The sequence below is a fragment of the Burkholderia sp. lig30 genome (genome assembly GCF_000687455.2).
Lineage (GTDB): Bacteria > Pseudomonadota > Gammaproteobacteria > Burkholderiales > Burkholderiaceae > Burkholderia.
The window spans coordinates 92,040-109,574 of record NZ_JGVW01000076.1 but is presented as its reverse complement, the minus strand read 5'-3'; the positions used below and the strand labels follow the sequence as shown (position 1 = coordinate 109,574).

The window sequence follows — 17,535 nt, the reverse complement described above, 5'->3', positions numbered from 1 at the left end:
GCACGCTCAGATCGTCAGGCCGCCATCGACGACGATGCATTCGCCGTTCGTATAGCTCGACGCATCCGACACGAGATAAAGCACGGTGCCGGCCATTTCGCTCGGCTCCGCATGGCGGCGCAGCGGGATCTTCCCCTTCCAGCTTTCGTAGATCGCCTCATCGGCGAACAGCGCGCCCGCGAACCGGGTCTTCGTGAGGCCCGGCAGCAACGCGTTCACGCGAATGCCGAGCGGTCCGCATTCCTTCGCGAACGCCTTCGTCATGTTGACGACCGCGGCCTTCGTGATCGAATAGATGCCCTGCCGGTCGCCCGGCTGCAGCGCGTTCACCGATGCCGTGTTGACGATCGCGCCGCCGCCCTGCGCCTTCATCATCTTGCCGGCCTCGACCGACATGAAGAAATAGCCGCGGATGTTCACTTCGACGGTCTTGTCGTAGGCCGCCAGATCCGTATCGAGAATGTGACCGAAATACGGATTCGCCGCCGCGTTGTTGACGAGGATGTCGAGACGCCCGTGCTTGCCGCGGATCTGCTCGAACGCTGCGGCGATATCCTCCATCCGGCCGACGTGGCAGGCGAGCGCCTCGGCGCTGCCGCCGGCCGCGACGATCGCGTCGGCCACCGCGCGGCAGTCGTCGAGCTTGCGGCTCGACACGATGACGTGCGCGCCCTGCTGCGCGAGCAGCTTCGCGATTTCCTCGCCGATCCCGCGGCTTGCGCCCGTCACGAGCGCAACCTTCCCCGCCAGGTCGAACAGATTCGTTGCCATGTTTCGCTCCTCCATCGTTGTGTGTGTGCGGCGCGTGCCGCTTCGGTTCTTTCAGCGATGCGCGTCGATCACGCGCATCGCCTCCTCGGCCAGACGTCCGGCCATCTCGCCGACGCGCAGCGCGGCCGCGCTCGACGCGTTACCCTTCAGCCCGCGCGCCTTGACGCCCTGCGCGATCGCGGCAAGCCGGAAAAAGCTGAACGCGAGATAGAAGTGCCAGTCGCGGATCGGCTCGATCCCGCGCAGTTCGCAGTAGCGCGCAACGATCTCCGCTTCCTGCGGCACGCCGAGCGCTGCACGATCCTGGCCCGCGAGCCCCGGAATATGGCCGTCCGACGGCAACCGCAGGCACATGCAGAAATAAGCGAGATCCGCGAGCGGATTGCCGAGCGTCGACAGCTCCCAGTCGAGCACCGCCTGCACGCGGTAGCTGTCGCGCTCGAACATCAGGTTGTCGATCCGGAAATCGCCGTGCACGAGTGCGGGCCGGCCCGAGTCGGCGGGACAGGCGCTCGGCAGCCAGTCGATCAGCGCTTCCATCGCGTCGAGCCGCTCTGTTTCCGCCGCACGATACTGCTTCGTCCACACGCCGATCTGGCGCTCGAAATAGTTGCCGGGGCGGCCGTAATCGGACAGGCCGACCGCATCGACATCGACGTCGTGCAGCGCGGCCATCGTCTGCAGCACCGCGTCGTAGCAGACCGCGCGGTCGGGCCGCGGCAGGTCCGGTAGCGCGGGATTCCAGAAGATCCGCCCGTCCTCGAAGCTCATCACGTAGAACAGGCTGCCGATCACGTCGCGGTCCTCGCACAGGTGATACGGTCGCGCGACCGGCACCCGGGTCCCCGACAACGCGGTCAGGATCCGGAATTCACGATCCACCGCATGCGCGGACTTCAGCAGTTCGCCCGGCGGCTGGCGCCGCAGCACGTAGCGGCCGCTGCGCGCGGTCAGCAGGAAGGTCGGATTCGACTGGCCGCCGGCAAACTTCTCGGCCTCGACGGGGCCTTCGAAGCCGGGTACGTGGTCTTCCAGATAACGCGTCAGTCTGTCGATATCGAGTTGCTGCGTTGTGTTCGTCATCGTTCCGATCGCTCAGTGTCGTGGGTCAGCCGTAGGTCCGGAACGCGTGCCGTTCCGGATCCTCGAGGTGTGGGATACCGTTGAACGACGCGAGATGGAACGCATCGGCGTTGAAAAAGTACTGCGAAATGCTGCTGTTGCGGATCTGCAGGTTCAGCGCGATCGCACTCGACGCGGGCGCCGCAAGCACCTGCTGCGCGGTAACCGCGATCGGGCCGCCGGAGCTCACCACCAGCACGCGCTGCCCACCGCCGTGCCGGATCGCGGCGCGCGCGTTGGCGACACGCTGCTGGAATTGCGCCCAGGCTTCGGGGACGGGCCCGCGCAGCTTGTCCTCCGACCAGAGATGCAACACCTGCTTGAGCGCCCGAAAGTGCTCCTTCATCGTTCCGGAAGCGAGCCGCGCAATCTCCGGATAGTCGTCGGCGGCGGCGGCAAACAGTCCGTCGAAGTCGTATTCGTTCAGGCCCGGATGCCGGTCGTAGCGGGTGTCTTCCCGGCCCATCCCGCGCAGGATCGCGTCGACCGTCTGCGCGTGCCGCTGCAGCGTGCCGCAGATCACGTGATCGAAGACGATGTCCTGCTGCGCGAAGTATTCGCCGAGCCACACGCCCTGCTGTTCGCCGCACGCGGAGAGCCGGTCGTAGTTGCCCGTGCCGAAGGACGCTTGTCCGTGCCGCACCAGATAGAGTTCAGCCATCGCATGCTCACCAGGTCAGATGCGTCTAGCTTAGCGAGCACATTTGCATTTTTAAAATTTATTTATTGAATCAGCGATCATTCATTTCGTGAATGCATCAGGGTGCTGCGCGTGCTGACGGACCGCGGCGCCGAATACTGCGGCAACCCCGAGCATCACGAATATGAGCTGCATTTGGCCGTGGAAGACTTCGACCATACCCGCAAAAGCCAAGTCGCCGCAGACCAACGGGATCGTCGAGCGGCCGCACAAGACCATGCTCAACGAGTTCTATCGCATCGCTTTCCGCAAGAAGATCCACGAATCGATTGACACCTTGCAGACGGATCTGGATGCGTGGCTCGACCAGTACACAACAATGAACGGGAGCTTCAGGGACGCGGGTGCCACGGCAAGACACCCATGCGCACCTTCCTCGATTCACTGGAGCTCGCCAGGGAGAAACTCATTCCCCATTGATCCTTCCTTCTCTATCGGCCCGACTACCTGTCAGATCGAGTTCCGGCTAATACACTTAAAAGCATGTGTCCGCATTCTCGCGTTGGTGGTGCAATAAGCCACTTTTTTGACACACGCGGACGTCAGCGAATACCCGGTCCTCGACTCCAAACCCGCACGCGTGCGAAGCCCGCTCCCCTGATCGAGGAACTCACTCGATGGTCGGCGCGGTAAGGTCAGTGCCCCAAAAACTGATTTCGGAATTTGGAAACCGGTCGATGCATTGAGAAATCAGCATTCAGGCTGAAACGTCGTTTTACACATCAGGTCGCTTTTCGAGCACGCAGCTACCATAGCCCCCGGCCCGAACCAGTACGTCAACACCGCCCCCTGGGCAGGAGCACCATCACGGAAAATCGCCGCACAACAAACAAGCCTTGACAATATCTGATAAATCAGCTATTATTTTCACCAACCAAATCAGGGCGCTCATGGAACACTACACACCAAAGAATTTTATGCTCACAGAAAGTGTCGGGTTCATGCTGGCCAAGGCGCGCAACCTGATCACTACGGAAATGGACGCGGCCGTCAAGGATCTCGGCATTTCCAGCCATCATATGGGCATTCTGCTTGCACTTCGGAAAGGCGTGGCCTCCACGCCTTTCGAAATCTCCAAACTGCTCGGAATTGATACCGGCTTGATGACGCGCATGCTCGACAAGCTGGAAGAGAAAGGCCTGCTGAAACGCTCCCGCAGCATCGACGATCGCCGCGTGGTCAATTTGGCGCTTACCCCTAAAGGGGAGGAAATTGCTGGCCAGATCCCGGAAATTGCGCCGAAGGTGCTAAACAGTCGGCTACGCAACTTCGACAAGACAGAGTTTGACGAGTTGTGCCGCCTGCTGCACAAGTTCATCGGCGATTGAGATTCTCCCGGTTGTTCGCGTTCTAGAGGTTCCGAACTTTGCAACCTTCCCAAGCGCCGCCTGATTCATACGATTGTCCACGAAGCCTCCGGGCAAGGCGTGCCGGCAAGCACTATCGAGCGCTCAGTGCCAGGGAGAAGTAATTTCATTCTGTCAGCCGACGATGCCCACCTTGAATACGGCAACCGCCTCGCGCAAGCTGCGCGCCTGGCCTTCCATCGACTGAGCTGCAGCCGCAGCCTGCTCGACCAGCGCAGCGTTCTGCTGGGTGACCTGATCCATCTGTGTGACCGCCTGGCCAACCTGACTGATCCCCTTGTTCTGCTCTTCCGACGCCGCGGCAATTTCCCGCACCAGATCCGTCACCTTCGTGACTGACTGAACGATTTCGTTGATCGTATTGCCAGCTTCGTGAACCTGCCTTGCACCGGCCTCGACTCGTTCGACCGACGCGCCAATCAGATCCTTGATCTCCTTCGCCGCGCCAGCCGCACGCTGTGCAAGCGAGCGTACCTCGCCCGCCACCACGGCAAAGCCGCGCCCCTGCTCACCTGCACGTGCCGCCTCGACCGCCGCGTTCAGCGCGAGGATATTAGTCTGGAAGGCGATGCCCTCGATCATCCCGGTGATGTCCGCAATTCTTGCGGAGCTTTCACTGATCTCCTGCATCGTACCGACCGCCAACGACACCACGTCGTTGCCGTGATTCGCGGCCTCGGACGCGCTGGCTGCCAGCACGGCCGCCTGGCGCGCGCTTTCCGCATTCTGCCGGACTGTACCGGTCAGCTCCTCCATGCTCGCAGAGGTCTCCTCCAGCGATGCCGCCTGTTGCTCAGTACGCGATGACAGGTCGGTATTGCCCGAAGCAATTTCCCTTGAGGCAGTCGCAACGGATTCCACTGCCCCGTGCACCGTGGTCATGACGCCCGAAACGCGATCCATAAGGTGGTTGAACGCACGCGCCATCAGGCCAATTTCGTCCATTCGCTCGACTGGCGCCCGGCGCGTCAGATCCAGTGTCTCGCTGACCTCCTGCAACGCTTTCTGGATGCCGCCGATACTGAATCCCACCCCCCTCAACTGCGCCCACGCGTACCCGCCGGCAATCAGTCCGCCCACGACGAGAATAGCCGTCATGATAGTCATCATGTGCCGATAGGCAGCAAGATCGTGCTCGTTCGCCGCCTTCTCCTGGCCACGCAGGGTCGAACTAATCTGCACCACCCCCTTGAAAAGCGCAATACCGTACGGACGCAAATCGCTCCCCTCGACAGAGAGCGCATCGGCCGTCTTGCCCTCCCTGAACAGCTCCACGGCTCTCTGCAATACTTCGGTGAACTTCGCGTGATCCTGCTCGATCCGGGAAGAAACATCCTTGATGGAATCGTCTTTCGGACTGTTCCTGAATTCGGCGAACTGTGAATCGCTATCCTTTTGCAGCTGCGCAATGAAATCCAGACGCTGCTGCTTCGTCGACTCGTCATTGGACGCCAGCCCTTCCATGAGCTGAATCCCCTCAGTCAACGTCATGATATAGGACGATTCGATTGCCTGTGCAGGTCGTGTAAGGGTGTCGTAGGTGCGTTGCGCCCGAGCGTTCGCATTTTGAATGCCCTTGATGCCGATTCCGGCAATGACGATACATAGCACGCCAAGCAAAAAAAGAACGCAGGTCAGTCGAGTCTTGAGGCTAAGGGAACCACTCATGTGAGGCAACTCCACCACGATATTTAACTATATCCGCAACCGCTGACTGATATTTCGCTTTTCAACCGCGCGTACGGAGCGCGCGCTCTTCAAGAAGATACGTTGTGTCAGCAACTGACATTACTAACGCTCAAGAAATTCAGATCGTCAGCAGCGCAATTCTCGATACCCCGCCCTTCGGCCATGCACGTTCCCCGGCAGCCATTCATCCGATGACGACGGCTCGGCCATCGCACCGGGGGGCGTCCGTATAACCTGGCAACCGGAATCCGTCAGAGACAGCTGCGCTGGAAGCGCGAGCGGATCTCCCAACGGGCGGCGACGCGCGGGAGTGCCGGCCCGCAGGATGTCTTCGAATCCGAACGCAGCCCCACAGGCGACCCGTTCGGCCTTCTTGTTGCCCGAGACAACACGCCAGGATCAGCCTGTCGGCCGCCTGCTCGGTCAGCCGTACACGCGAGCAGGCGTATCGTTTAGAACGTATGGCGTATGCCGAGATTGACGATCGCCGCCGTCCCCTCCGGCAGGAACAACGAGTTCGCTGGAGGCGCGTTTTCCCCCGTCACCATGCCTTGACGCATCCCGCCTTTGTTGCTGATCACGCCGACCTGGCTGTAGAGCGTGGTGCGTTTCGACAAGAAATAGGACGCGCCGACAATACCCCACAGTGCGTGGCTTGAACTGTCATTGCGATTGATTTCGTAATATGTCGCACCGTTGAGGTTGAGCGTCGGCGTTGCCATGTACGAAGCGCCGATGCCATACACGTTGTTATTGTTGCCGCTTCCCTTCACCTTATAGTTAGTGAAGGACGCCTTCACGGTGAGTTTTTCGAACGTATAGCCAAAGCCAATCATACGTCCCTCGAACGGCACGTCGGTCGGTGGCACCGTCTGGACTGCGCCACCAGGATTCGCGTCGTAGTATGCGGCCTCTACGAGCAAATTGTGAGCGTCGTACTTGAGACGCGCCGAGACCTGGCGCCCTGCTTGCATGTCCCCGGGCTGATTGCCGAACGCGTACATGACACTTCCTTGCAGCCCATAAAACGTCGGGCTCGTGTACGAGACCGCATTCGGCGTGAAGATGCCGGTACCCGCGACGTTGTTCAAATACGGCAGCAGCGTGGAACCTGTCAGCGAGAGACGCGGATCGAGGTCGAACAGGCTTTCGAAGAATGGCGAAAACTGCAGACCCAGTTTGAGTCGACCGGCTTTGTCGCTGTCAAGGGCAAGCCATGCCTGGCGCCCCCAGAGATTCCCGTTCGAGTTGTTGTACCCTCCTGTACCCAGGTTGATGCCACTTTCGAGCTTGAATTCCGCCTTGAGGCCGCCGCCCAGGTCCTCAACACCCGCCAGGCCGAACAGCGACGGGGAGTATCCGCTGTCCGCAAAACCGATGTACTTGCCGGCGTTGACGTTCGTGCCTGGTGTCGCCGTTTTGCTCATGTACAGCAGACCGGCATCCAATACGCCGTACAGCGTAACGCTGCTTTGCGCATGTGCAGGCAAGCTCGCAATCAATGCGGCTACGCTGCAAACGCGGGGAAGCAATTTTCGTGTCGTGATCAACATAAGTAAACGTCTCCTCTTTTGCCTCTATTGAACTTCGCCTCTTTAGATTTTCTTGGGGCCAGAGTGGTCGAAAGCCAGGAAAGGCGCCCCTTCATACAGCCAAATTCATCCACCACTCAAAGTGGTATGCACTGCAAATCAATGAACTGAAGCTAGATACTGTCAAGTCCATCCGGCGTCGACGACCCCGTCGCCTCATGGCTGGATCAGGAGCGGGAAATCCGTCGCGGAATATGAAATTTCCCGCCCGCCTGAACGCCTTGCAACTCAATCACGTTTCAGCAAAGCCATATGGCGCTACTTGTGCGTCCCATGCCATTCAGTAGCTCAGTACTTAAGGCGTGGTGTAATCCGGCTGATTCCCTGGTTCAGCCTTCACGAATGCCGGATGCTGTTTCGCATGCTCAAAGACCGACAAGGCGCATGGGAACTCACCGGGATCGCAACCCTTACGCAGTGCATTCCTGTGTGAGGATAGCGGTGTCGTCAGACGATCTCGACCGACAGCTCGCCAAGGCGATCGATGCCGACCTTGATTGCATCGCCAACCTTGACCGGCCCGACGCCCTCCGGCGTTCCGGTGTAGATCAGATCGCCCGGTTCGAGCTTGAAGAACTTCGACAAATACGCAATGGTTTCGGCCACTGACCAAATCAGATGCGTAACGTTGCTCTTTTGCCTGAATTCACCGTTTACGGTCAGCCAGATATCACCCTTGTCAAAATGGCCGACAGTCGCTGCAGGGTGGATCGGGCCAAGCGGCGCCGAGCGGTCGAAAGCCTTGCCGATTTCCCAGGGACGGCCCATTTCGCGCATCTTCATCTGCAGGTCGCGACGCGTCATGTCGAGACCGACCGCGTACCCCCAGACATGGTCGAGCGCCTGTTCGAGCGGAATGTTCGAACCGCTCCTGCCAATCACGGCGACCAGTTCGGCCTCGTAGTGGTAGTTCTGCGTTTCCGACGGATATTCGAGCGATAGCGTCTCGCCGTAACCGACCGGCACCACGGTGTTGTCCGGCTTGAGGAAGAAGAACGGCGGCTCGCGATCTGGATCGAAACCCATTTCGCGCGCGTGGGCGGCGTAGTTGCGGCCGACGCAGTAGACGCGCCGCACCGCAATCGAATCGTTCGTTCCGGCGACCGGGGCGGCGATCGGGGCTTCGGGCGGAAATACAAATGCCATGCAAATTCTCGCAGTAGAGTAATGGATTCGCGGCTAGTTACTTGCGCTCTTCACGCAACAAACCGAGCGCAGCCAGCACCGGACGGTTCGAGTAGCTAAAGAGGACTGCATCCTCGTCGGTCTCGAATCTGACTGGCTGCCATGATGGTGCGACGAACACGTCACGTGGTTCGAACTCGAACGTCTGCTCACCAATCTTCACCTTGCCCCTCCCCTCGACTACACTGAACACCGACGAGTCGGTTGACCGGTACGGCTTGCCGCGAAAGCCCTTAGGCAGCAGTTGCATGAAGGTCGCCAGGGTCGCCATCGGGTATCCGCCCGTGGCGGGGTTCACATAGCGCAGCTTGAAACCGTCCCAGGCGTCGGCTTCGCTGGTGCGGGTCAGCGAGTAGAGCGCCTCGCGGCTGCGCGCGTACGGATAGTTGAAAATCGGCGAGTTGCCATTCCTCACCTCGTGACGAACCGGCAACATGTTGTAACCATAGCGTGCCCAGCTGTCGCCTTCGGCGCGGTTAATCGGCTGCGTGTCTTCGGGAAAGTTCTCGGCAAAACCGGCGTCGAGCTGGACCAGCAGCGGAATATCAAGACCATCAAGCCACACGACCGGCTCACCACCAGATTCAATGGTTGGGTTGCCATGGTCGTGCCATGTCCACGACGGCGTGATGATGAAATCTCCCGGGTGCATCGTCGTACGCTCACCGTCTACAGCAGTCCATGCACCTTCGCCTTCAACAATGAAGCGCAGCGCCGACTGAGTGTGACGATGGCTTGGTGCGATTTCGCCCGGCAGGATCAACTGCAGGCCTGCGTACAGATTCGACGCGATGCTCGCCTTGCCTGGCAGCCCGGGATTTTCCAGGATCAGCACGCGGCGAATCGCTTCCGCCGCGCTGATCACCTTGCCAGACTCCATCACCAGCTCGCGCAACTGTGCGTATTTCCAGATCGCCGGAATAGCCTGCGGGCAGGGTTCCTTCGGCACGAGTGCGTGCAGCGATTCCCAGAGAGGCGACAGGTTGTGCCTTGCGATCTCACCGTAGTAAGCTCGACGCGACGCGGATTGTGTATTCGACATTCGTTTCTCCTGACTCTGCTTTTTCTATTTGTTGCTATTTCTTTGTGTCTTTTCGCCCTGGATTGACACACTCGAAATTCAAAATACGAGCAAAAGACGTATATCACGAGGTTTTTTGTAATGACACCTGCGACAGGTATTCATCGACCATAAACAGGCGGTCATTACCCCACCACATACAGTCACCCACCATCATGGTCGGCACGCCAAACACTCCTCTTCGAATCGCATTTTCCGTACTGGCTTCGTAGCGGTCACTTGCGTCCGGCGAAGCGATGAAATCGAGAAATTCACTGGAATTCCATCCAAATTCCGATGCAATTTTCCTCAACAGATTTTCGTCGTCCGGCGCGCCACCTTCGCCCCAGGTTCGTCGATATGCATCGGCCACATACGCCGCGCCTTCACCGCGGTCCTGGGCAAAAAAAGTCCCAAGATTCAGCAGTCTCGAGTTATGGTTCTTTGCACCCTGAAACGGAATCCCGTATCTATTGGCCCATCGCCCGAGATCGTCTATCAAATACTTCAGTTTGACGGGAAGTTCCCTGTTAGTCGGCCCCGTATTCCCGATCGCCAATTTTGCAGCAGCGAGGTCAATCGGAATATAATTTACGACACACTGGTGTTTTATCGCGATCTGCCCTAACCGATGGCATGCCAAATACGCGAAAGGACTAAGAAAGTCGAAGTAAAAATCGATTGATTCCATATCTGCACGTGGTCTGTTAAGTCTGCTTTCTACGCAATCGCTCAAGCGGCCTGCTTCATTTCCAGATAGCCACACCCGCACACCCACTCCGGCACAGCCTCGTAAGCAATCAACTCGCCGTGAACAGGGCCCAACGCACCCATCGCACAAATCCAGTTTTTGATTTCCAGCCCGCCATTGCCGCCATCACGCAGGATTTCATCGTCAGTCAGCGCGATCAACGCCTCGACATTTCCATCCGCGACATGAGCAATGATTTTTTGATCCCACTCGACGTTGACGTGTCCCATCCGCGCCATGCCGGGCCAATGACTTAGCCCCCCGGTACCGTAAATGGCGACACGCTCGGTTCCGGACCACGACGTCACGGCCTCCCGGATAATTTTTCCGATCTCGTGGGCGCGCCTGCTGGAGATGAGCGGTTCAAACCCCGCGCTCAGGTAAACCGGAATGGCCCTCACACCGTCGGCCGGCCGAACCGCGTAGTGGATCGGGACGGCGGTCGAGTGATCGATGACGAGAGACTTGGCCACCGCCCAGTCGACCCCCATGTCGAATCCGGTCTGCATGATGTGGCGGGCGAGCGCCTCGTTATTCTCGATCTTTGCGCGCGGAATCCCTAGCCACTCCTCCCATGGACCTTCAACGTCGCCAATACCGATAAGGCAACGCGGAATACACGCAGGGCTATGCATCGTGTAATGGTCGTCACCGATCACGATCACGGTGTCCACCTCTAGTTCCTTGATACGCCTGACGATCGTGGCGTACGCGTCCATGCATGTCTTGCGTTTCTGCAAGGGCGGCGCGTCGGGCATCGACGGGATGAGCGGATCATGCGGCAACATGAAGCCCGCAACGATTTCGGCCATAGCATTTCCTATCTGAAAAGGTAAAAATCTCCGCAGCGCTCACCTTATCGGGTGTTCATCCTGCTCATGTACTCCGGCACTGAAGGCGGTCCACCATGAATCGCCTGCCATGAGCAAAACAAGAGCATTTGACTCACCCCCATATCGGCGATAGTGCGCACGTCCATTGATTCAAGCAAAACCCGCTCTTCGCCAGACAACGGATAAGCAGACAAGAATTCACTGGCGTTCGAATGAAATCGTGCGACCTTGACGGGATCGGCATGCAAATCCCACAAGACCCGCTCCATCGTGTAGATGCTCACGCGCCCCCCCTTGCAATCAAATCGAATGTTCGGCCTGCTTCAGTTCAGCATTCAAAGCCGCATGTGCACGCCCTGAGCGTTCTGCGCCCGCGAGGTATTCCTGTGGAATAACGTGATAGGGAGGGCGGCACGGTCCGGCATTCACATATCCGGCGGTGTTCATCCGGGCCTTTTCGAGCGGCGCGTTGAATTTCGAGAACTCCGAGAACTCGCCCTTGGGAAAAAAGCCCACGTCACAGGCCCGCATCCTGTCGGCGATTTCCTTCGCTGACGTCCAGTCGTTGCTCGACTTGGCCCGCGCAACCCGATCCCGCAACGTCAGCGCCGGAAGCGGCCCGCACAATGCACCACTGGACCAGAATGCCGTGACGCGCTCCGGGTCGATGCGCGCGGCCGCGTAGTAGTCTTGTTCATTCGGGAGAAACCGCATATTTGGAGCAAGCTCCAGATCCACGGCCAGCATGCCGATACCAAGGTACTTGCACGCTACTGCCTGCGGCATTTTTCCGATCTCCGCCCAGAACGGACGCGGAAACTCGAATTTGAACGCTTCCGTGTTCGCATAGATGGCGAGAGCGGTGTCAGGGCAGGCCTCCGTCACATCCCGGAAGAATTGAACGGCGGTAGCGAGATCGGTCTTGCACCACATGGGTACGCCGAGCATGGTCCCGCTCACGCCCATGTCGTGCATCGCGCGAGTCTGCTCGACGACCTCGCGCGTATTCAGTGCCGTCGTCCCTGTAAAGAATGGAATACGGCCGCGAATAGTCTCCAGGACACAGCCGACAAACGCTTTCTTTTCCTCCCACAGGAGGCTGTGAGCCTCACCATAGGTGCCGAGACTCAAGAGTCCGTCAACGCCAGCGTCGATGAGCGATTCAACAATACGCGCGGTTTCATCCAGATCGACGGTGCTTCGCTCACGCCAGTCGGAAGCATTCGGCTTCGCCGGCGTGGGCAAAATAGGCCAGAGTCCGTTGATACCTGAGGCGTCGATACGAAGTTTTGGATGAATCATGGTCATTCGCTCCTGGGGCTTATGATTTGTTACGAAAAGGTTCTCTCAGGACAAGATTTGCCGATCAACGACATTTCTCGTGAAACGCCGAAACTGCTTTCACTAGTCGACCGTCTCTTTAAACTGCTCGGTGAGTTTCTTGCGCGCCGCCACGAAATCCTTCGGCGAATTTATGCAGTCGGTCGCAATGAGCCTGTCGCCCTTGTAGTAATCGACCGCAAACGAAGACGTCGATATGTCGCCACGGATTTCGGTCCGGTCATAGCCGATCGACAACCCGGCCGTTTGCAGCCTGATGTCGTACTGGTTCGACCAGAACCAGGGCAAACTGTCGTAGCGAGCGCCCTGAGCCACGAGAGTCCTGGCGACGACATGCGCCTGATCCAGTGCGTTCTGGACCGACTCAAGCCGGACCATCGCGTAATCTGCATATCGATTCTTGTGAAACGCACAATCGCCAATCGCAAAAACGTTCGGCACGCTCGTTCTACATTGCTCGTCGACTTCAACGCCATTCGTCACTTTTGCTCCGGCGGCGGCCAGCACCTCGACGGCCGGGACGATACCGATGCCCACGATGACCAAGTCCGCGTCAATGCTGGTGCCATCAAGGAGATGGACGGATGCGACACGGCCGGACCGGCCTTCTATCCGCGCGACACCGACGCCAAGACGAAATTGCACACCACGCAGGCGATGCTGAGCCTCGACAAAACGGGAAACCGTCTCGCAGGTGCTTCTCGCCAGGGTTCTGGCGGCCGCTTCGACCAACACCACGTCCTTGCCCATCTTTCTCAGCGATGCCGCGGCCTCCAACCCGACATAGCCGCCGCCAATTACCACGATCCGTCGAACACCAGGCAATTCCTTCAACAGCCCGTCCGCATCGCCGACGTGGCGGATGTAGTGGATACCGGCGAGATTGGCGCCGTCACAAGCGAGCCGCCGCGCTACCCCGCCCGCAGCCCAGATCAGATTGCCGTAGCCAAACGATTCGCCCGATACCGTACGAACGATATGCTGTTCGGGCATGAGTTCGCCAACACGCCGGCCCAGCAGCATGCCGATCCTTTGCTCGGCCCAGTAGTCTTCGCTCCGAATCAGAATCCGGTCGAAGCTTTTCTCTCCGCTTAAATAATCCTTGGAAAGCGGCGGACGCTCGTACGGAAAATTTTCTTCTTCGCCGATTACGCCAATTGACCCTTCATATTTGAGCTGACGCAGACATATGGCAGCGTGACTTCCCGCATGCCCGGATCCGACGATCAGGATATCGAAATGACTCATACCGACCTTCCATTTAACTCACGACCGACAATCAGCCTTGCGACGCAGGCATTCTCACAACCATTCCATCCATGGAGCGCGTCACTTTGATCTGGCAAGAAAGACGAGACCCCTCCTGCACATCGGATGCGTACTCCAGCATCGCGATCTCGTCATCGTTGGCATTTGGCACGGCCCCACGCCAGGCGGGATCGACGTAGATATGGCAGGTCGCACAGGCACAGCCGCCCATGCATTCTGCAACGATACCGGGAACACTGTTCTTCGTTGCACCTTCCATCAGGGAGTACCCCTCCGGCACATCGACAACGTGCTCAGCTCCGCCATGTTCGATATAGGTAATCTTTGCCATCTTGCAATTCCGATTCGCCCCCGCTTTGGGGACTCGATTGATGAGACCGGTTATCACCGGTCTCATCAATGATGTTTCAGAAAATAAACGAAAAATTGTGGGTTCCGACTACCGCACTATCGATTCGAACTTCACGACGAAGGAGCTTGATGTCGCCATCGACACAACGGATCGTGTCGATTCGCTCAGCGGACAAAAGATCATGATCCGGCGATGGTCCGCGCGACCTGTAAATGAGCACGTTTGACTTCACCGTCGCTTCGTAATTTTTCGAATTACCGCCGATTGCGACTCTGTCGCCGACACGGACATTCGTCACAAAGTGACGGAGTCGCGTTTGCGGATTCTCGGACCAGGCCGCCCGGGAATCGAAACGCTTGATCCGCATCGTCAGTGCGTTCCAGTCATCACTCTGGAGGTGGGAATCTTCACTGAATCCATCACCATCCTCCTGCATGACTGTCTGGCGCAGCGGAACGACATAACGAATCGACTCGTCCACGCAAGTCGCTTGCCATTCCTTCAGCTGAAAATTGTCCAGCAGCTCGGATTCTCGATTCAGAAAACAGGACAGTTGGCCGTGGAGACCTGCGTCATATTGGTCGATGTTTTTCACGATTCAGCCTCCGGTCAGATCTCGCCACTCATGTACTGCAGCCAACGGCGATGCCACCCGCGTTGCGGAAACTCGCCATAGCCGAGGTTGTATGCCCTGCCGGGACCGGGCCAGTCCTCACGCGGCTTCTGTGTCGTGAGTCCCATCTGATAATTGAAGTTCATGTTCCGAGCCATCTCGCCCCCGGTCATGCTGAAGGAGGTCTGCCAGACTTCCGCGTCATCCTGCTCGAACGTCCCCGAGATCCCGAATGTACGCAGATACGCCTCGTAACCTTCCTTCTTATATGACTCGGGCGCATCGGCATCGACCAGGCACCAGGACCAGATTTCGATCTTTCCAAAACCGGCAGGCTGCCAGAGTCGGAACGTAATCATCGGAGTCAGCTGGCTTTGCGCATCCTTTGCCGTCATGATGTTCAGAAAGGACAGGTTGGGGAATACGGTCGCGTGGAAGAAGTTGCTCTTCTCCATGACTTGCAACTGCTCCCGCGAAAGTCGCTTCTTTGCCGAACTGACAACTTCTTCGGGCAGCCCCAGGTACGGTGGCAAAGGAATGCCCGGTGGCGCGCCCGTCAGCCCCATGCCATGACCATTGCCCGCGTCGATCAGGTCTCCGGACATCGCGTAAAACGGGTTGTCGGGCAACATACCCAGTTCCACGATGGACTGGTGTGCAGTCTGGGTATGGTACGAATCGCCAATGAAGTTGTCCGCTGGCAACTTCCAGTCGGCATTGACGATCCAGCGTTGTGGAGCACCGACCACCTGGAGGCCACCTTCCGAACGCTTCGTCAGAAGCTCCAGATACCACTTCATATCGCCCAGGTATTCATCGAGCGGCATGGCGTCGGCGTCCAGATTTCCGAAAATCATGCCCTGGAAGATTTCCAGGCGCGGCACCTGCTTGAGCCCCCACTCGGCTTCGTTTATCGCGTCTCCATAGGCTTCTTTCTTCTGGGGGATGCCCGCCAGCTTGCCGTTATTCGTAAACGTCCAGCCGTGATAGGGGCAACGGAACATCTTCGCGTTGCCTTTATCGCCGCGCGCCAGCTGCACGCCGCGATGCGTGCACGCATTGAGCATGGCGCGAATCTCGCCGTCTGCGCCACGCGTTACGATCAGTGGATTGTCGGCAATATTACGAAGAACGTAGTCGTGCTTGTTCGGCAACTCGGTCACATGACCAAGATAAATCCAGGCCTTGCCGAAGATTCGCTCCCGCTCGACCTCGTAGACTTGCGGATCGTTGAAGATCTTCGCAGGAAGGAAGCCTTGATCGATGACTTCCCGTCCGCGCGCCACCAAATCGTGGACGCGTGGGTATTTTTGGGCCAGCGTCTCCAGCCCGGTTGCGCAACCTGTACTCAAGTTTGTCTCCATCTCGTTAGATTAACAACGCAAGAAAGGTCAAGCCGCGTCTGCCACGACACTCAGAACTGACTACCGTGTGAAATCGTGAAGTGCTTGTATTCGGTGAATGGGGCCAGCGCAGCAACCCCATTCAACCGACCGATACCGGACTGCTTCTGGCCGCCCTCTTCCATTTCGTCATAAATGACTGCCCACTGATTGATCCAGATTGTCCCTGCGGCGATCGCGCATCCGACTCTCCATGGGCGATCCGCATCCGAGGTCCAGATGCTCGCGGCCAGGCCAAATTCAGTCGCGTTTGCCAATGCAACGGCATCAGCTTCCGTATCGAACACCTCCAGTGTCCCGACCGGCCCGAAGGTTTCCCTTTGAACGATATCGGCTCCGCTATCGTGGATTTCGAGCAGCGTCGGCTGGTAGAACGCGCCCGACGCAAGCCTCTCGTCACGTGAGGGTCCACCGCGCACGATCACAGTCGCCCCTTGGGCGATGGCCTTCTCGACTTCAGCGTCGACACGGGAGACGGAGGCCTTGTCAATCAGCGGCCCCATGTCGCTCGCCGGGTCCGATCCGGGACCGACCTTCACTGCCTCCAGACGCGCCTTGAGCAAACGGACGACCTTTTCCGCAATACCGCGTTGCACGAGGATGCGGGAACCCGCCATGCAGAACTGCCCCGCGAACACCGTGATGCCCTTCTCCAATGTGGGAATGACTTTGTCCAGGTCGGCGTCGTCGAAGACGATCATCGGGGTCTTGCCCCCCAACTCCAGATTCAGCCGCTTCAATCGCTGTCCACCCGCTGACGCGATGGCGCGCCCCACATGCGTGCTTCCGGTAAAACTGATAACGGGTACGTCCGGCGAATCAACCAGCTTCCGCGCTCCCGCGTCCCCGGACTCAGTGAACATGTTCACGATCCCGCGCGGCAGTGACTTCACTTGGGACATGATGTTTGCCAGCAATGCATTCACCAGTGCCGTCTGTCCCGGCATTTTCACGACTGCCGCCGCACCGGCGGCCAAAGCAGGAGCGAGTGAGCGCACCAGCAGAACGGTCGGCGCGTTCCAGGGCACGATGATCCCGGCAACGCCGATCGGCTCGGGGACCACGACAGAAAGCCTGCCCTCCGCAGGCTGCACAGAGCGCCCATAGCTCGTACGCACGAGCGACGCGTAGTAGCGCAGTTTCGAAGCGTTCATGGACACCTCGAAACCGGCCTCATAGCGGGTTTTCCCGTTCTCGCGGACTACGGCTTCGATCAGGGCATCCTGGTTCCGATCGAAAAGGTCGGCCAGTTCGTTAAGCGCGCGAGCGCGTAGCGCCCGATCCGTCCGCCATGCGCTTGACTCGAAAGCCGAAGACGCTGCATCAATAGCCGCGAGAGCCTCATTCTCGCCACCATCGGCATACAAACCGATCACTTCGCCTGTGGCGGGATTGACGGATTCCTTGTGAATTCCCGAATCAATCCATTCACCATTGATCCAGTTCAGTGCAGGCATGAAAGTCATCTTTTCCCCATTCGATTTGGA

The 17,535-nt window shown here is 58.5% G+C and carries 17 protein-coding genes and 1 pseudogene; 2 read left to right on the top strand and 16 right to left on the bottom strand.

Annotated elements, in window-relative coordinates:
* Positions 1-6: 6 nt before the first annotated feature.
* From LIG30_RS12830 to LIG30_RS12820, 3 genes are read right to left on the bottom strand one after another with little or no spacing between them, the layout of a single operon-like run.
* Positions 7-771, bottom strand: a complete 765-nt coding sequence (locus LIG30_RS12830; RefSeq protein ID WP_038712677.1) for an SDR family oxidoreductase — start codon at positions 769-771, stop codon at positions 7-9.
* Between the two features lie 51 nt (positions 772-822).
* Positions 823-1,854, bottom strand: coding sequence for a phosphotransferase (locus LIG30_RS12825; RefSeq protein WP_038712675.1), 1,032 nt, complete (start codon positions 1,852-1,854; stop codon positions 823-825).
* Between the two features lie 25 nt (positions 1,855-1,879).
* A complete protein-coding gene (locus LIG30_RS12820; protein ID WP_038712673.1) occupies positions 1,880-2,554 on the bottom strand; it encodes a histidine phosphatase family protein in 675 nt (224 codons plus the stop codon).
* A 96-nt stretch (positions 2,555-2,650) separates the two neighbouring features.
* Here LIG30_RS12820 and LIG30_RS25315 point away from each other — a divergent pair.
* Both LIG30_RS25315 and LIG30_RS12810 read left to right on the top strand, forming a co-directional pair.
* Positions 2,651-3,013 (top strand): annotated as a pseudogene (locus LIG30_RS25315) (integrase core domain-containing protein); the annotation flags it as partial.
* A gap of 470 nt (positions 3,014-3,483) precedes the next feature.
* Positions 3,484-3,921 (top strand): MarR family winged helix-turn-helix transcriptional regulator, encoded by a 438-nt coding sequence (locus tag LIG30_RS12810; RefSeq protein WP_038712669.1) that lies wholly within the window; start codon positions 3,484-3,486, stop codon positions 3,919-3,921.
* A gap of 153 nt (positions 3,922-4,074) precedes the next feature.
* Here LIG30_RS12810 and LIG30_RS27530 read toward each other — a convergent pair whose 3' ends face one another.
* The 13 genes from LIG30_RS27530 to LIG30_RS12755 all read right to left on the bottom strand — a co-directional run bounded on the left by LIG30_RS27530 (position 4,075) and on the right by LIG30_RS12755 (position 17,505).
* On the bottom strand, positions 4,075-5,628 hold the full coding sequence (locus tag LIG30_RS27530; protein ID WP_038712667.1) for a methyl-accepting chemotaxis protein: 1,554 nt from the start codon (positions 5,626-5,628) through the stop codon (positions 4,075-4,077).
* A gap of 473 nt (positions 5,629-6,101) precedes the next feature.
* Positions 6,102-7,202, bottom strand: coding sequence for a porin (locus LIG30_RS12800; RefSeq protein ID WP_051995006.1), 1,101 nt, complete (start codon positions 7,200-7,202; stop codon positions 6,102-6,104).
* Positions 7,203-7,688: 486 nt separating this feature from the next.
* A complete protein-coding gene (locus tag LIG30_RS12795) occupies positions 7,689-8,387 on the bottom strand; it encodes a fumarylacetoacetate hydrolase family protein (protein WP_038712665.1) in 699 nt (232 codons plus the stop codon).
* Between the two features lie 37 nt (positions 8,388-8,424).
* Positions 8,425-9,468, bottom strand: a complete 1,044-nt coding sequence (gene gtdA, locus LIG30_RS12790; RefSeq protein WP_038712663.1) for a gentisate 1,2-dioxygenase — start codon at positions 9,466-9,468, stop codon at positions 8,425-8,427.
* A gap of 103 nt (positions 9,469-9,571) precedes the next feature.
* Positions 9,572-10,177, bottom strand: a complete 606-nt coding sequence (locus LIG30_RS25310; RefSeq protein ID WP_038712661.1) for a 2-hydroxychromene-2-carboxylate isomerase — start codon at positions 10,175-10,177, stop codon at positions 9,572-9,574.
* Between the two features lie 41 nt (positions 10,178-10,218).
* Positions 10,219-11,049, bottom strand: coding sequence for a protocatechuate 3,4-dioxygenase (locus LIG30_RS12785; protein WP_038712660.1), 831 nt, complete (start codon positions 11,047-11,049; stop codon positions 10,219-10,221).
* A gap of 44 nt (positions 11,050-11,093) precedes the next feature.
* A complete protein-coding gene (locus tag LIG30_RS12780) occupies positions 11,094-11,354 on the bottom strand; it encodes a hypothetical protein (protein WP_038712657.1) in 261 nt (86 codons plus the stop codon).
* 16 nt (positions 11,355-11,370) lie between these two features.
* Positions 11,371-12,372, bottom strand: coding sequence for a dihydrodipicolinate synthase family protein (locus LIG30_RS12775; protein ID WP_038712734.1), 1,002 nt, complete (start codon positions 12,370-12,372; stop codon positions 11,371-11,373).
* Between the two features lie 102 nt (positions 12,373-12,474).
* Positions 12,475-13,659, bottom strand: a complete 1,185-nt coding sequence (locus tag LIG30_RS12770) for an NAD(P)/FAD-dependent oxidoreductase (RefSeq protein WP_051995005.1) — start codon at positions 13,657-13,659, stop codon at positions 12,475-12,477.
* 31 nt (positions 13,660-13,690) lie between these two features.
* Positions 13,691-14,011, bottom strand: a complete 321-nt coding sequence (locus LIG30_RS12765) for a 2Fe-2S iron-sulfur cluster-binding protein (protein ID WP_038712656.1) — start codon at positions 14,009-14,011, stop codon at positions 13,691-13,693.
* 76 nt (positions 14,012-14,087) lie between these two features.
* Positions 14,088-14,627: an aromatic-ring-hydroxylating dioxygenase subunit beta gene (locus tag LIG30_RS25305; RefSeq protein WP_160326696.1), complete on the bottom strand. Its 540-nt coding sequence runs from the start codon at positions 14,625-14,627 to the stop codon at positions 14,088-14,090.
* 14 nt (positions 14,628-14,641) lie between these two features.
* A complete protein-coding gene (locus LIG30_RS12760; protein WP_160326695.1) occupies positions 14,642-15,997 on the bottom strand; it encodes an aromatic ring-hydroxylating oxygenase subunit alpha in 1,356 nt (451 codons plus the stop codon).
* 62 nt (positions 15,998-16,059) lie between these two features.
* Positions 16,060-17,505: an aldehyde dehydrogenase family protein gene (locus tag LIG30_RS12755; protein ID WP_235510297.1), complete on the bottom strand. Its 1,446-nt coding sequence runs from the start codon at positions 17,503-17,505 to the stop codon at positions 16,060-16,062.
* Positions 17,506-17,535: the final 30 nt, after the last annotated feature.

What these genes read in the sequence shown, in the direction of transcription:
- LIG30_RS25310 (WP_038712661.1), bottom strand. Translation starts at nt 10,177, where the DNA reads ATGGAATCAATCGATTTTTACTTCGACTTTCTTAGTCCTTTCGCGTAT.
- LIG30_RS12830 (WP_038712677.1), bottom strand. Translation starts at nt 771, where the DNA reads ATGGCAACGAATCTGTTCGACCTGGCGGGGAAGGTTGCGCTCGTGACG.
- LIG30_RS12795 (WP_038712665.1), bottom strand. Translation starts at nt 8,387, where the DNA reads ATGGCATTTGTATTTCCGCCCGAAGCCCCGATCGCCGCCCCGGTCGCC.
- LIG30_RS12775 (WP_038712734.1), bottom strand. Translation starts at nt 12,372, where the DNA reads ATGATTCATCCAAAACTTCGTATCGACGCCTCAGGTATCAACGGACTC.
- LIG30_RS12810 (WP_038712669.1), top strand. Translation starts at nt 3,484, where the DNA reads ATGGAACACTACACACCAAAGAATTTTATGCTCACAGAAAGTGTCGGG.
- LIG30_RS12755 (WP_235510297.1), bottom strand. Translation starts at nt 17,505, where the DNA reads ATGCCTGCACTGAACTGGATCAATGGTGAATGGATTGATTCGGGAATT.
- LIG30_RS12765 (WP_038712656.1), bottom strand. Translation starts at nt 14,011, where the DNA reads ATGGCAAAGATTACCTATATCGAACATGGCGGAGCTGAGCACGTTGTC.
- gtdA (WP_038712663.1), bottom strand. Translation starts at nt 9,468, where the DNA reads ATGTCGAATACACAATCCGCGTCGCGTCGAGCTTACTACGGTGAGATC.
- LIG30_RS12820 (WP_038712673.1), bottom strand. Translation starts at nt 2,554, where the DNA reads ATGGCTGAACTCTATCTGGTGCGGCACGGACAAGCGTCCTTCGGCACG.
- LIG30_RS12785 (WP_038712660.1), bottom strand. Translation starts at nt 11,049, where the DNA reads ATGGCCGAAATCGTTGCGGGCTTCATGTTGCCGCATGATCCGCTCATC.
- LIG30_RS27530 (WP_038712667.1), bottom strand. Translation starts at nt 5,628, where the DNA reads ATGAGTGGTTCCCTTAGCCTCAAGACTCGACTGACCTGCGTTCTTTTT.
- LIG30_RS12770 (WP_051995005.1), bottom strand. Translation starts at nt 13,659, where the DNA reads ATGAGTCATTTCGATATCCTGATCGTCGGATCCGGGCATGCGGGAAGT.
- LIG30_RS12825 (WP_038712675.1), bottom strand. Translation starts at nt 1,854, where the DNA reads ATGACGAACACAACGCAGCAACTCGATATCGACAGACTGACGCGTTAT.
- LIG30_RS12800 (WP_051995006.1), bottom strand. Translation starts at nt 7,202, where the DNA reads ATGTTGATCACGACACGAAAATTGCTTCCCCGCGTTTGCAGCGTAGCC.